Annotated in this window: 13 protein-coding genes and 2 pseudogenes; 9 read left to right on the forward strand and 6 right to left on the reverse strand. The window is 59.4% G+C overall.

Annotated elements, in window-relative coordinates:
* The first annotated feature begins 9 nt into the window (after positions 1-9).
* On the forward strand, positions 10-1,011 hold the full coding sequence (gene cydB / locus JFU47_RS00860; RefSeq protein ID WP_201180221.1) for a cytochrome d ubiquinol oxidase subunit II: 1,002 nt from the start codon (positions 10-12) through the stop codon (positions 1,009-1,011).
* A gap of 10 nt (positions 1,012-1,021) precedes the next feature.
* Here the strand turns inward: cydB and JFU47_RS00865 are convergent, their stop codons facing one another.
* The gene (locus JFU47_RS00865; protein ID WP_201180222.1) at positions 1,022-1,552 is read right to left on the reverse strand and encodes a cupin; all 531 of its coding nucleotides are present in this window, start codon (positions 1,550-1,552) and stop codon (positions 1,022-1,024) included.
* A 390-nt stretch (positions 1,553-1,942) separates the two neighbouring features.
* Between JFU47_RS00865 and JFU47_RS00870 the strand changes: the two genes are divergently transcribed.
* Positions 1,943-2,179 carry a hypothetical protein gene (locus tag JFU47_RS00870; RefSeq protein ID WP_201180223.1) on the forward strand — a complete coding sequence of 79 codons (237 nt, stop codon included), beginning with the start codon at positions 1,943-1,945 and terminating at the stop codon, positions 2,177-2,179.
* A gap of 227 nt (positions 2,180-2,406) precedes the next feature.
* On the opposite strand, the gene JFU47_RS00875 is transcribed toward JFU47_RS00870, so the two are convergent.
* From JFU47_RS00875 to JFU47_RS33430, 3 genes are all read right to left on the reverse strand, one after another.
* Positions 2,407-2,676, reverse strand: a complete 270-nt coding sequence (locus JFU47_RS00875; protein WP_201180224.1) for a hypothetical protein — start codon at positions 2,674-2,676, stop codon at positions 2,407-2,409.
* Between the two features lie 133 nt (positions 2,677-2,809).
* Positions 2,810-3,625, reverse strand: coding sequence for a DUF1206 domain-containing protein (locus JFU47_RS00880; protein WP_201180225.1), 816 nt, complete (start codon positions 3,623-3,625; stop codon positions 2,810-2,812).
* A gap of 99 nt (positions 3,626-3,724) precedes the next feature.
* Positions 3,725-4,045 carry a DUF7693 family protein gene (locus JFU47_RS33430; RefSeq protein WP_446739622.1) on the reverse strand — a complete coding sequence of 107 codons (321 nt, stop codon included), beginning with the start codon at positions 4,043-4,045 and terminating at the stop codon, positions 3,725-3,727.
* On the opposite strand from JFU47_RS33430, the pseudogene JFU47_RS00885 reads away from it, so the two are divergent.
* Positions 4,026-4,243, forward strand: a pseudogene (locus JFU47_RS00885) (RtcB family protein); the annotation flags it as partial. The gene JFU47_RS33430 and the pseudogene JFU47_RS00885 overlap by 20 nt on opposite strands.
* An 82-nt stretch (positions 4,244-4,325) precedes the next feature.
* Here JFU47_RS00885 and JFU47_RS00890 read toward each other — a convergent pair.
* Positions 4,326-5,039, reverse strand: a complete 714-nt coding sequence (locus JFU47_RS00890; protein WP_201180226.1) for a cupin domain-containing protein — start codon at positions 5,037-5,039, stop codon at positions 4,326-4,328.
* A 39-nt stretch (positions 5,040-5,078) separates the two neighbouring features.
* Positions 5,079-5,936: a GNAT family N-acetyltransferase gene (locus tag JFU47_RS00895; RefSeq protein ID WP_201180227.1), complete on the reverse strand. Its 858-nt coding sequence runs from the start codon at positions 5,934-5,936 to the stop codon at positions 5,079-5,081.
* A 242-nt stretch (positions 5,937-6,178) separates the two neighbouring features.
* Between JFU47_RS00895 and JFU47_RS33340 the strand changes: the two are divergent.
* The 6 genes and pseudogenes from JFU47_RS33340 (at position 6,179) to JFU47_RS00925 (ending at position 13,679) form a co-directional block, all read left to right on the forward strand.
* A pseudogene (locus JFU47_RS33340) lies at positions 6,179-7,569 on the forward strand (aldehyde dehydrogenase family protein).
* 515 nt (positions 7,570-8,084) lie between these two features.
* A complete protein-coding gene (locus tag JFU47_RS00905; RefSeq protein WP_129444761.1) occupies positions 8,085-8,753 on the forward strand; it encodes a haloacid dehalogenase type II in 669 nt (222 codons plus the stop codon).
* Positions 8,754-8,798: 45 nt separating this feature from the next.
* Positions 8,799-10,073 carry an NAD(P)/FAD-dependent oxidoreductase gene (locus JFU47_RS00910; RefSeq protein ID WP_140893089.1) on the forward strand — a complete coding sequence of 425 codons (1,275 nt, stop codon included), beginning with the start codon at positions 8,799-8,801 and terminating at the stop codon, positions 10,071-10,073.
* A gap of 94 nt (positions 10,074-10,167) precedes the next feature.
* The gene (locus tag JFU47_RS00915; protein WP_056743947.1) at positions 10,168-11,805 is read left to right on the forward strand and encodes an ABC transporter substrate-binding protein; all 1,638 of its coding nucleotides are present in this window, start codon (positions 10,168-10,170) and stop codon (positions 11,803-11,805) included.
* A gap of 45 nt (positions 11,806-11,850) precedes the next feature.
* The gene (locus tag JFU47_RS00920; RefSeq protein WP_123366699.1) at positions 11,851-12,807 is read left to right on the forward strand and encodes an ABC transporter permease; all 957 of its coding nucleotides are present in this window, start codon (positions 11,851-11,853) and stop codon (positions 12,805-12,807) included.
* Positions 12,804-13,679, forward strand: a complete 876-nt coding sequence (locus JFU47_RS00925) for an ABC transporter permease (protein WP_201180228.1) — start codon at positions 12,804-12,806, stop codon at positions 13,677-13,679. The genes JFU47_RS00920 and JFU47_RS00925 overlap by 4 nt, the downstream gene beginning before the upstream one ends.
* Position 13,680: the final 1 nt, after the last annotated feature.

Raw genomic sequence — 13,680 nt, forward strand, 5'->3', positions numbered from 1 at the left:
CATACATCCATGTTAGAGAATGACTGGATAATCCTGCTGTCCGCTGCGGCCCTGGCGTTCTCGGTATTGAACTACGTGCTGTTGGACGGCACTGATCTTGGGGTTGGCGTACTGCTCGGCCTTACCCGGTGTAGTCAGCACCGTCGTGCCATGGCCGTGACCATCTTGCCGATCTGGGACGCCAATGAAACCTGGCTGGTGCTGGGAGGCGGGGGGTTGCTGGCCTTGTTTCCGCTGGCTTACGCCACCTTGCTGCCGGCGCTTTATCTGCCGTTTATCGCGATGTTTTTGGCGTTGATTCTTCGCGCGGTAGCGCTGGAATTTCGAGACTATTCGCCCTGCTATCGTATCAAGCGCATGGTCGATGGCTTGCTGCTGGTCGGTTCGCTGCTAGCCGGGGCAACTCAGGGGATTGTGTTGGGTACGCTTGTACAAGGCGTGCCTAATCAGGGCGGGCAGTACAGCGGGGACGGCTGGGAGTGGTCAGGTCTGTTTCCGCTGTATTGTGGCGCGGTGCTCGTGGCGGGCTACACGTGGTTGGGCGCCTGCTGGCTGTATTGGCGCACTGTCGAAGATCTGCAACGGCGATCAGGTCGACAGGCGAGGGCGCTGGCCATCGTAACCCTAGTGCTTCTGGCCGTGTTGGTTGTCTGGACAGCGACACTGGACACTCAATATGCGCATCGGCTTTCCAATCGTCTTGTCTGGCTGCCGGCCGCAACACTGCTCATTGCACTGCTGATCGGCTTCATTTTGGGTTTACGAAGCCGCCGGCAGTATCTGCCGCTATTCGCAGTATTGGGGATCTTCGTTTTGGCGTTCGCATTGATGATCGCAGCGCTATATCCGTTGATTGTCCCGCCGCACCTGACCTTGCAAGCTGCCGCCTCCAGTCCGAACAGTCAGGTTTTCATGTTGGTAGGTTTCGCCGTGCTGATACCGGTGACGCTCATTTACAACACCTATGGCTTCAGAGTTTTCAGCGGAAAGGTTCGTGTCGCTCGTGATTGACCGCAGCCTTTCAACGCTGGCCAACCCAATACTGCTGTACGGCGCCCTGCAAGCCTTGCACCGGGTCTTGCTCGGGAAACGGCATCGTGTCGATGCTTGCCTGTTGGGCCTTGGTTGGTGCCTCGCGGCAGATATCTGCATGCTGACCCGGTGGATAAGCACCGACGACCAGAAAGTCTTCGCTGGAGTCTAAATTGCAGTGGCCGGTACCAGCAGGCAGTAGCAATACATCGCCTGAACTGACTTCAAGTACATGGCCATCCGGCCCGCCCAGCATCAACCGGGCCTGGCCGCTGGCGATGCCAAGCACTTCATGACCTTCGGTATGGTAGTGATGGTAGCTATAAACCCCGTATCGCCATTGCGGCGGCCAGCCATTGGCGCTGAAGGTTTTTTCGAACAGCGCAGCTGGGTCGCTGCCTTGAACGGCAATCGCGTTGGGGTAAACGAGCACTGGCAGGCGCGGGTTGTTGGGAACCCATTCGTTGCGTTCAAACATAAGGATTTGAACGGTAGCTGTAACAGCATGCGATTTGTTCATTAAAGGATCTCCGAAACCTGGCTACGGCAATGGATTTTCATACATCGATCTGCAACTCCAAATCAGCGTTTTCCAATTTGCGGGCGTGAGCCACCGTGCCATTCAAGCGCTCTCCTGAAGAAAGAGTAATGGTCAAGGAATGAGCCTTGGGTAGATCATCTGGCACTGGCGAAAGCACCTGCACCAGCAAGGCACCGGGCGTAATGGGCGCGATGAGTACGTCGCAATCAACAGTTTTAGCGGCAGCTCCCAGAAGTGCAAGTGCAGGCCGACTTACCGAGGCGCATATATAGCTCTTCGATAACCAATCTTGGGGTCTGCAGTTGAACTATAAGCTGATCAATAAGTCAGGATGGTCAGCTGCATTTGTCCCAATACAAGGATCCCATCATGCGTAAATACATCCTGGAATACCTGTTCAACGGCGAACCCCGCACACACATATTTGAACTCAAGCAGCCTCAGCTGCCCTTACATGAGGCGGCGATGCACCTGCTACAGCTGCATTTTGGGGATGGGGAGAACAGCCTGATCATGCCCACTGCGGACGCGACGCCGGAGGAGATTTTAGAGCAGGCTGAGCTGGTGGGGCTGACGCAGATTAAGGTCGTCGATCAATCCAGTTGATGCCAGGTGCAGCGACCAGCAAAGCGCACCTCCTAATTGGCCTCATTTTAAGGCATAGAGGTGTCTACGAAACCCGGGGCGATTCAACGCTTCTGTCCACAACATCTGCTCATGGTGACTTCAGTCACTGTTACGCTGATATTGGTAGCTAAGGTAGGTTGGATCTATTCGCTTGGACAAGTGTGCCGACCATGTGGAAGCCAGGATCAATCAACGTCAGATGACTTTTAATGACGTGCCGATCCGTGCTGCCGCGCCTCTGTTTCTGCGCCTAACACTTGAAGCCGGTCATGCTCGTGTTTTTCGTGGAGGGTGAGATACTCGTTCACGTCTTCCTGTGTGCGATGCTCCTGCCCCAAAAGCGACTCACTCAAGAAATTGAACCGCATTGACTCCTCGATAGTCAGGCCAGCAAATATTTCGTTGCCCTGAAGGTCAGTGCTGAGGGCGCGTAGTTTCCGGTGGTATGCGCGCTGCATGTCCGTGAGTACAAGCATTTGGATCTCCTGATAATTGCCACTGCGAAGCTGTGCCGCAATGCGCAAAATTTACTACCCGAAATTGTTGGGGCTGCTTGTATGGGGTCAGCATCGCGCGAAAGTTCCAACTGCTTTCATAGGAGAACAGGCGCTATGCTTCCGACACTCCCGGCACGTCCATGTTTATCTTGCGCCAAGCGGCTTCGGCAAAGCTGTAAACCGAAAAGGCGATCAGCCCCAAGGCCATCACCATCAAAATCACAGCTCCGGCCGGTAGGTTCTGGAGAGCATTGAGGGCGTCCTTCATGCCCGGTGGATCCATGGCTTGATAACTCGAACCACTGATTGTCAGCAGCATTGCGATCTCAATAAAGGCGACTCCACGAGCTATAAGACCGAACCGAGACACCGGACGTACATATCGCATAACGTCTTCGTCAGCCTCAAAATATTTCTCGAACGACGCCTTCCAGCCCTTGATGATGTGCGCAATGCCTACGCCTAATGGTACAAGTGCGACGAGGTAAACCAATAAGTTTGAGTGTTCCCAAGACAAGATATGCGCCAGTAAATCCTTGGTTTGTTCCCCACCTGAGCTGCCCGAGCTCTTGAGTCCGCTGATGAGAAGGCCCAACGCAAAAAACGCCAGCGCGCCGTTGACTACACCTCCCGCCAACAAACCTGCACGAATCACCAAGCCTTTGAACTTTTTACCGTGATGATCAACGTCGCGCGTCGCTTGCAACACGCGCCAACAGGCGAAAGCGAGCAGACCAGCCACCATTAGCCCCACTAAAGCATGGCCGAATGGCTGGCTTAACAATGTCTCCAGGCTTCTGTGGCTATCTTTCGGTTTTGTCGAGTCTTGAGCCGCCAGCAACGCAAAGATGCCAATGATCAGATAAATCACTCCCCGAGCGGCATAACCACCCCTTGCGAGTACAACAAGGCTCTGTCGCGTGGACATAGGATCTAATTCCAGAGAAGCAGTACAGGAGCAGACCTGTCGAATCGGGAGGGGTTCGATTAAAGGTGGGTTTGATCGATACTGGATTCCGCTGCCGCATTAAAGCTCATTCAGCAAGTGCTCAAGCCGCTCGCGCTCCCAACCACTCAAAAGCTCGACTGGATCAGTGTCATAGCGCTGCCAGGTTCCAAGAGACCCAACACGACCGTCAGGCGACGTGCAGTAGTCGCAGTAGTCCAGAGTGTCGCGGTCGTTGAAAAACGTGAGATGGCAGTCATCAATCTCAACGGGCATGAGACCGTGATAGATCTCACTCCATGACTGTTTGCAGGCTCTCTTCATGACGCGTGTGCCGAGCGCGAGCGCCGTTATGATCACGCAGATAGCAGCAAATTTGTGCCACGGCGCCCGCCGCACCATGAGTCGTACCAAAGCGAAAAGCCTGTTTACCGTCGAAGATCAGATCCGTGCCACCGCCCACGTGGAGTGCTGCAGGATGCTGCCGTCATCGATGAAATTCCGATGGCCTACAAGGACATCGACCACGTCATGCACGCCCAGCGCGAGTTGGTGGAAGTGCTGCACACCTTGCGTCAGGTGGTGTGCGTAAAAGGATAGAAAAAATGGGCACGCGTTCATCGCCGCAGCAGTGGAGCGTCCCCTACCCAAACTGCCGCGTACTCAGGAAGACACTACGCCACTACTTCACCGCATAGAACTTGCGCACATACCGCGTACTTTTCCACGCGCACGGTGCCCCGAGCGGCACAAACACAGTGTCGCCGGTATTGACCTCCACACTCGTTCCATCAGGCGTCAGCAGGGTGACACTGCCTTCGATCAGGTTCATCAGCTCATGGAGTTTGTGGGGCCGGCCGTGACGCTCATACGGTGTCGAATCCCAAACGCCGACGCGTAGCTGGGTGGCGTCGTCTTCGAAGGCATTGTGTGAGCGGCACTGCGGCGTCGGTCCGATCAACATCTGCGGTTCCGGTGCAGCCGAAGGCGAGAGCAGGTCCAGCGGGTCGAGCGCAGTGAGGCCGGGTGCCGGCGGGGCGCTGGGGCTGGTGACTGCACAAAAGGCCCAGTACGTATCAGCGTTGGCCTGGAGTCGCAGCGCTGTACCGCGACCGATCACGGCGCTGGCGCCGACACCCAGTGCCAGCGTTTGCTCCTCGGATTGCAGCACCACGTGGCCGGTATGAACCACGATCACTTCGGTGTGCGGAAAGTCATCGCTGTCGAGCGTTCCGCTGATGTGTACGATGCCCGCTGACACGCCATCCGGGCCGTTGTAGGCCACCTGACGACCGTCCTTGAACGGATCGAAAGCGCCCAAAGACGCTGCTGTAAAAGGCGTGGCAACGCGGCTACCGTCGGCGCGAGCCAACAGCAGAACGGTAGGTTCAGACATACGGGTGACGCTCCATAAAAAGACTGTGAGGGATAGCGATCAGCCAATGGCTTGCGTCACCACAGCGAACTGCTGGACGCCATTGGCTGTTTGCGGCGGCGTGCCCTTGGCCATTTGCGCCACGGTATCGATCTGCTTCAAACCCGCCGACTCCAGCCATTGGGCCAGGCCGCTGTCAGCTGGAATATCGATGCGCACGAAAGCGTCCGGTACTTGCGCCAGCAACACCGCGATCAGGTGTTTAGCCTGCCCGAGGTTTTCGGCGACGACCGGGCCGATGCAACGACCACGGCCGAAGGGGCGCAGCAAGGCGAAGGCGCGTAACTGGCCGTCGCATTCGATCCCCACCGACTGTTCGACCACCTCAAACAGCTCGGCGAGCACCGCTTTGCGATCCAGCCCGCTGCTGGCGTTGGCCAAAGCCAGCACGCGAGCCTGATCCGCCGCGTTCAGCGCACGGCAATGTTCGCCGTCCGCCAGTGCGGCGGGTTCAGGTGGATTGGCGTTGCCCTGATGCTGCTGAATCCGGCCGAATTCGACAAAGCCCTGGCTGGCGTAAAGCGGTGCGCCGGCCAGTGTGGCGTTGAGCATCGGGGTGCGTGACTGGCAGGCGTCCAGGGCCTGCTCCATGAGCTTGCGGCCGATGCCCTTGCCCTGATAGTCATTGCTGACGATCACCAGGCCAATGGTGGTGAAGCCACCCTGGGGGCAGGCGAATGCCGTGCCGATCAGACGCTCGCCATCGAGCACGACAAAGCCTTCGCTGACCCGTTGCAACATGGCCCAGTCGTCCAGGCGATGGGGCCACTTCAACTGCACGGACAAGGCATGGGCCGAGGAAAGGTCGGCGGCCGTCATTGGCCGATAGACATAAGCAGGTTGTTGCAAGGCGGACATGGCGAGTCTCCGTTGGACAATGTGCGCGAGCGACCGGATTTCCAGCGCGATGGTGCCTGTATCCCATCTGTGTGAAGGCCTGACAAGAGGGGCTGGAGCATTCGGCAGATTCCGCAAGCCCGAGGCCGGCAGACCACACTTACTACTTAAATGCACCGCAAGGTCGGCAGCAAATGCCAGGGCTTTTTTTCTACGATGGAGGCCAGAGTTCACGACGCGTCGTCCCATATTTGGAGTGCTCCATGGATAGCTTCGATCCCCGCCTTATCGCTGTGCGCAGCGCTCACTTCATTGCTGGAAAATACCGCGACGCACAACCCGGGCTTGAGGTGGTGCGCCCCTCTGACGGCCAGGTCTATGCCCAGTTGCCAATCGCCGATGCCGACCTGGTGGATGAGGCGGTCACTGATGCCTGGCAGGCGTTCAACCGCAGTGACTGGGCCAGTCGTCCACCCCGGGAGCGGGCACGGGTGATGCGCCGCTGGGCCGATCTGATCGAGGCGGACGCCGCCATTCTGGCACCGCTGGAAGCCGTGGGCTCGACACGTCCTCATAAAGATGTGATCGCCTGGGACATTCCTTATGTCGCCGAAGGCATTCGCTTCTTCGCCGAACTGGCGGACAAGCATGGCGGCCAAGTGGCGGCAACCCAGACCGATCGGCTGGGCATGCAGATCGCCGAACCCTACGGCGTCATTGCCGCCATCGCACTTGAGCATGGCCTCCTGGAAAGTGGCTCCGGCGTTGGCTGCCGGTAATGCCGTGGTGCTCAAACCTTCGGAACTGACGCCGTTCTCCAGCCTGCGCTTTGCCGAACTGGCATTGCAGGCCGGCATTCCGGCGGGGATTTTCAACGTTATGCAGGGCGATGGCCGCATCACGGGGGATGCCTTGTGTCGCCATCCGCGCGTGGCCAAGGTGACGTTCACCGGGTCCACGGCGACCGGGTCGAGCATCATGTCGACCTGCGCGCTGGTGGGGCCGAAACCGGTGACACTCGAACTTGGTTGCAAGAGCCCGCAACTGGTATTCGCCGACGTACCGGACATCGCCAAAACCGCGCGCACCGTAGCGCTGGCCATCACCGGCAACGCCGGGCAGGTGTGCGTATCCGGTTCGCGGTTGTTGATCCAGCGTTCGATCATGGAACCGTTTATTGCGCATTTGCAGGCGTATTTCGAGGCGCTGCGTCCGGGGCCGACCTGGTCATCCGAGAGCACGTTGTCGCCGATCATTTCCCGACTGCAAGCCAGCCGCATCGATGGCATCGTCCATCGCTCGCGTCAGGCCGGCGCTGAAGTGCTGACCGGCGGTAGGTTGTTTGAAGGTCTGGGCGGGGCTTATTACCAACCAACCTTGCTCGCGGGTCTGGACAATGACAACCCGGCCGTCTGCGAAGAAATCTTCGGCCCGGTGCTGACGGTGCAGGCATTCGATGATGAAGAGCAGGCGCTGAGCCAGGCTGCGCACGCCACCTATGGCTTGGCGGCGGGCGTACACACCGCCGATATCAATCGCACCCTGCGTCTGGTCCGGCGGCTACAAACGCTCCGGCATTGGCAAGGACCTGGGGCGCGAAGCGTTCGAAGCCAATTTACGCTTCAAGAGTGTGCTGATCGATATCGTGCAATAACACACAGCACGTCATCTGTAGCAGCTGCCGAGCCTGCGAGGCTGCGTTCGGCTGCGAAGCAGTCGTCAACCGGGATGACGTGGTTTACCTGACACACCGAGGCGCATGATTTCACGACTGGTGCGCAGCCGAACGCAGCCTCGCAGGCTCGGCAGCTGCTCCAAGAGTAAAGTTTCAAACCGCACCCAAACGGGCGCTTACTTCGGTAAGCGCCCGTTTTCGTTCAGCCCGGCGCAGGTTCTGCGGCAGATCGGTGCGTGATCGGGCCTTGCAGGGCTATAAAGGCCCATAAGAGCGCATAAATACGGGGTTTGCCCAAGGCTTGTGCGCACCGCAAAGTCTGCTGAGGGCGGGCGTTAAAACGGTGGTTTGTATCAAGCGAAGGTCGCTTTTAACGCCATCTGCTGATTTCACAGTGTTGTAATGACGGTGTGCTGCAGCGCTGCATCACAGCTTCGGTAACGGAGCGAATGCTTGTCACGCCATGACCTCAACGAACTTCAGGACCGCACTCAATGAGCTTTCTTCGCCCCAAATTCATTACGTTCGACTGCTACGGTACGCTGACCAACTTCCACATGGGCACGATGACTCGCGAACTGTTCGCCGATCGCGTGAAGCCCGAGCAGATGGATCAGTTCGTCAAGGACTTCTCGGCCTACCGCCTGGACCAGGTCATGGGTGACTGGATGCCGTATGACGAAATTCTCAAAACCGCACTGGCGCGGACCTGCAAGCGCTGGGGCATCGAATACCGTGACGAAGGTCAGCTGTATTACGACGCAGTGCCGACCTGGGGCCCGCACCCTGATGTGCCGGCCGGCCTGTCGAAAATCGCCGACAAGATCCCGTTGGTGATTTTCTCCAACGCCAGCGACAGCCAGATCATGTCCAACGTCGACAAGCTCGGCGCGCCGTTCCACAAGGTTTTTACCGCCGAGCAGGCTCAGGCCTACAAGCCGCGTCTAGCCGCGTTCGAGTACATGCTCGACAACCTCAACTGCGGCCCGGAAGACATCTTGCATGTCTCTTCCAGCTTCCGTTACGACCTGATGCCGGCCCACGACATGAAGATCAAGAACAAGGCCTTCGTCGCCCGTGGCCATGAAGTCCCGGCCAATGCTTTCTACGGCTACCAGCAGATCACCGATATTGGTGGGCTGGCGGCTCTGGTAGGTCTCTGAGTCGAACGGTAACGGCATTCTTCATTTGGCATAGGCGGGTTAGACATGGGCAGTGAATCCTACTGGCTCGACACCGCACCGGCATTCAGCGGTGCACAGCTCGGCGCCTTGCCCGGGCAGGTCGACGTGGCCATCGTCGGTGGTGGTTTCACCGGCCTGGCGGCGGCCCGGGCGTTGGCTTTGAAGGGCGCCAGTGTGGTGGTGCTCGAGGCCGGAAGGGTCATCGGTGAAGCGTCGGGGCGCAATGGCGGCCAGTGCAACACCGGTGTTGCCCAGGACTACGCCGGGCTCAGCGCCAGCCTCGGTGCTGACAAGGCACGGGCTTATTACCAGGCCTACGAAAGCGCGGTGCAGAGTGTCGTTTCATTGGTGGAGCAGGAGCAGATCGCCTGCGACCTGATTCGCAATGGCAAGCTGAAACTGGCGGCCAAGCCCATGCACTACGAGGGGCTGGCACGGACGTGCGAACTGATTCGCAAGGAAGTCGATGCCGACGTCGAATTGCTGACCGCCGAGCAGACCCGCGCGGAAGTCAATTCAGCGCAGTTCCACGGTGGTTTGCTGCAGCGCAACGGCGTGCAGATGCATGTCGGACGCTTCGGTGTCGGTTTGGCCGAGGCCGCCGCCCGTCAGGGTGCGTTGATCCATCAAGGCACCTCGGTTGTGGACTGGAAAGCCCAGGCCGGCGGTTATCAGGTCAACACCAGCAAAGGATCGCTGCACGCCGGTCAGGTGTTGCTGGCCACGGGCGCCTGTCAGCACGGTGGTTTGGGCTGGTATCGGCGGCGGATCGTGCCGGTGGGCAGTTTCGTGATTGCCACCGAAGTCCTTCCGCCATCGCTGATCGAGCAGTTGTTGCCGGGCCGCCGCGCCTATGTCACCAGCCGCATGATCGGTAACTACTTTCGCCTCACCCCGGACAATCGCCTGCTGTTTGGCGGCCGTGCGCGGTTCGCCATGTCGGACAGCGTCAACGACGCCAAAAGCGGCAAAGTGCTGCAAGCGGCGATGGTGCAGATGTTCCCGCAGTTGGCCAACGTCAAGATCGACTACTGCTGGGGCGGGCTGGTGGACATGACCTCCGACCGCTTGCCTCGGGCCGGTCAGCACGGCGGTGTTTATCACTCCATGGGCTACAGCGGCCATGGCGTGCAGATGTCGGTGCATATGGGCCAGGTCATGGCCGATGTCATGGCCGGCAACGTCGAAGCCAACCCTTGGCGTGAACTCGAATGGCCGGCGATCCCCGGGCATTTCGGCAAACCGTGGTTCCTGCCGTTCGTAGGTGCCTATTACCGCTTCCAGGATTATTTGCATTGAGTTGATGTTGTGGCGTCACCGTCGTTTGCGTTTCCAGACGCTCCGGATAACCAGGAGCACTCGAGCCTTCTCATCTTCGACAGGTACAACTGATATGACTGACAACAAGATCGACTCCCAACTGATTTCCGGCCAGGAAAGCCTGCGGGTTTTCGAAGGTCTCAATCGTGGCATGTCGCGCCGCAACGCCTTGCAGATGCTCGGTGTGGCCGGTGTTGCCGCAGCGGGCGCCGGCAGCCTGTTCGGCGCCGCCGGTAAACTGTTCGCCGAAGAAGCCGCCACCCCAGGCAAAGGCAAGCCGGGCGGGCGGATTCGCGTCGCCGGCATGTCCAGTTCCACCGCCGATACGCTGGACCCGGCCAAAGGCGCGTTGTCGACCGACTACGTGCGCCACTTCATGTTCTACAACGGCCTGACCCGTTTCGACGCCCACTTGGTGCCGCAACTGGAACTGGCCGAGCGCATCGACAACACCGATGCCACGCTGTGGACCATCACCCTGCGCAAGGACGTGACCTTCCACAACGGCAAGACCCTGAGCGCCGCGGACGTGGTGTACTCGCTGTCGCGCCACAAGGATCCGCTGACCGGTTCCAAGGTCATGCCGCTGATGGCGCAGTTCGAAGAAATCAAAGCCACCGGCCCCAACGAAGTACAAATCCGCCTGAGCGCGCCGAACGCTGAGCTGCCGTCGATCCTCGCCGTGTCGCACCTGATGATCGTTCCCGAGGGCACCACCGATTTCAATCAGGGCATCGGCACCGGGCCATTCAAGGTCAAGGAATTCAAACCGGGCGTGCGCTCGATTGCCGCGCGCAATACCGGCTACTGGAAACCGGGCCTGCCGTACCTGGACGAGATCGAATTCATCGCCATTGCCGACGAACCGTCGCGGATCAACGCGCTGCTGTCGGGCGACGTTCACCTGATCAACGAGGTCAACCCGCGCTCAACCACGCGCATCAAGGCCAGCCCCAAGCACCGGGTTGTCGATGCACCCTCGGGCAACTACACCGACCTGATCATCCGTCAGGACCAGATGCCGGGCAAAAGCGCCGAATTCACCCAGGCCATGAAGTACCTGCTGGACCGTGAACAGGTCAAATCCGCAGTGTTCCGTGGTTTTGCCGTGGTCGGTAACGACCATCCGATTTCCCCCGGTTCGCGCTATTACAACGCCGACCTGCCGCAAAGGGTCTACGACCCGGAAAAAGCCAAGTTCCTGCTGAAGAAGGCCGGCATGGAAAGCATCACCATGCCGCTGGTCGCATCGCCGGCCGCCACAGGTTCGGTGGACATCGCGGTGCTGTTGCAACAATCGGCGAAACAGGCCGGGCTCAAGCTCGACGTCAACCGCCTGCCGAGCGATGGCTACTGGTCCAACCACTGGATGAAGCACCCGTTGAGCTTCGGCAACATCAACCCGCGGCCGAATGCCGACGTGATGTTCTCGCAGTTCTTCCAGTCGAAAGCACCCTGGAACGAATCGGGCTGGCAGAACGATCAGTTCGATCAGTTGCTGATGCTCGCCCGGGGTGAAACCGACGATGCCAAGCGCAGCAAGATGTACGCCGACATGCAAACCCTGGTGCATGATCACAGCGGTATCGGCGTGCCGGTGTTCATCAGCAACATCGACGGTGTCGACCAGCGCATCAAAGGCTACGGCAGCAATCCGTTGGGTGGTTTCATGGGCTACATGTTCGCCGAGCAGGTCTGGCTGGACGCTTGATGAGCGGTGATTGAAGCGACGGGGACATTGCATGAGGGTAGGGCGATGAATAGCAACACACTGTGGTTGATCGGCCGGCGCCTGGGCGCCGCGATCGTGACCTTGTTGATCGTGTCCATGGTTGTGTTTGCGATCACGGCGGTACTGCCGGGGGACGCGGCGCAACAATCGCTCGGACAGTTCGCCACGCCGGAACAGGTGGCGGCGTTGCGCCTGAAACTGGGGCTGGATCAGCCCGGTGTGTTGCGTTACCTGCACTGGCTGATGAACCTGCTGAGCGGCGATATGGGCCAGTCGGTCTCCAACGCCATGCCGGTCAGCGAGTTGATGGCCGGGCGGGTGCCCAACACCTTGATGCTGGCGGCCGCCACGGCGTTGGTGTCAGTGCCGGTGGCGTTGATTCTGGGGATCGGCTCGGCGATGGGCCGCGGTGGGCGCATCGACAGCTTCCTGAGCTTTTTTACCCTGGCCATGGTCGCCGTGCCGGAATTTCTGGTGGCGACCCTGGCGGTGCTGATTTTTGCGGTGAACCTGGGCTGGTTGTCGGCGCTGTCCTACGCCAGCGACATCACCTCGCCTTGGCAATTCATGCGCACTTACGCTTTGCCGGTGCTGACGCTGTGCTGCGTCATCGTTGCGCAAATGGCGCGCATGACCCGAGCGGCGGTGATCGATCAGCTCGACAGCCCCTACGTGGAAATGGCCCGGCTCAAGGGCGTTAGCCCGATGCGCATCGTCCTGCGCCATGCCTTGCCCAATGCCATCGGGCCGATCGCCAATGCCATCGCCCTGAGTCTTTCCTACCTGTTGGGCGGTGTGGTCATTGTCGAGACGATCTTCAACTACCCCGGCATCGCCAGCCTGATGGTCGATGCGGTGACCAACCGCGACATGGCGCTGGTCCAGGCCTGCACCATGCTGTTTTGCACGGCGTACCTGGGGTTGGTGCTGATTGCCGACCTGTGCGCGATTCTGTCCAATCCGAGGCTGAGAAACCAATGAACAATCTCATTGTGAAATCGACGCCCGCGACCCCCGATCTGTCGGTTGGCAAGGTGTCTCATGGTCCGGCCTGGCTGGGTCTGATCGGGGCTGCGATGTGCGTTATCTGGTTGCTGGTGGCGATCTTCGGCCCCTGGCTGGCGCCGCACCCGGTGGGTGAAGTGGTCTCTGACAATGTCTTTGACAGCATCAGCGCCGTTTACCCGTTTGGTACCGATTACCTGGGCCGCGACATGCTCAGCCGAATCCTCGTCGGCGCACGTTTCACTGTTGGCCTGGCGTTGGTGGCGGCCGTGTTGGCCAGCGGTCTGGGTACCAGTTGTGCGCTGCTGTCGGTGGTGTCGCCGAAGTGGCTGGATGAGGTGATCAGTCGCTTGATGGACGCCTTCATCTCGATCCCGAGCAAGATGCTGGCGCTGATCATGGTCTCGGCTTTCGGCTCCTCGGTGACCTTGCTGATCTGCACCGCAGTGCTTAGTTTCACGCCGGGCGCGTTCCGCGTTGCCCGCAGCATGGCGGTGAACATCGAAGCACTGGAGTATGTGCAAGTGGCGCGTACCCGTGGCGAACGCCGTTTGTACGTCGCTTGCATGGAAATCCTGCCGAATATGCTCAACCCGGTGTTGACCGATCTGGGCCTGCGTTTCGGTTACATCGTGCTGTTGCTCAGTGGCATGAGCTTCCTGGGACTGGGCGTGCAACCGCCCGATGCAGACCTGGGATCCCTGGTGCGGGAAAACATCGGTGGTCTCAACCAGGGCGCGCCGGCCATCGTGATTCCGGCCCTGGCCATTGGCACCCTGACCATCGGTGTGAATCTGTTTATCGACCGCCTGTCTTCGCGACGTAGTCGACGTACGGGAGGCCATTGAA

It is taken from the genome of Pseudomonas sp. TH39(2020), assembly GCF_016650715.1.
Lineage (GTDB): Bacteria > Pseudomonadota > Gammaproteobacteria > Pseudomonadales > Pseudomonadaceae > Aquipseudomonas > Aquipseudomonas mandelii_C.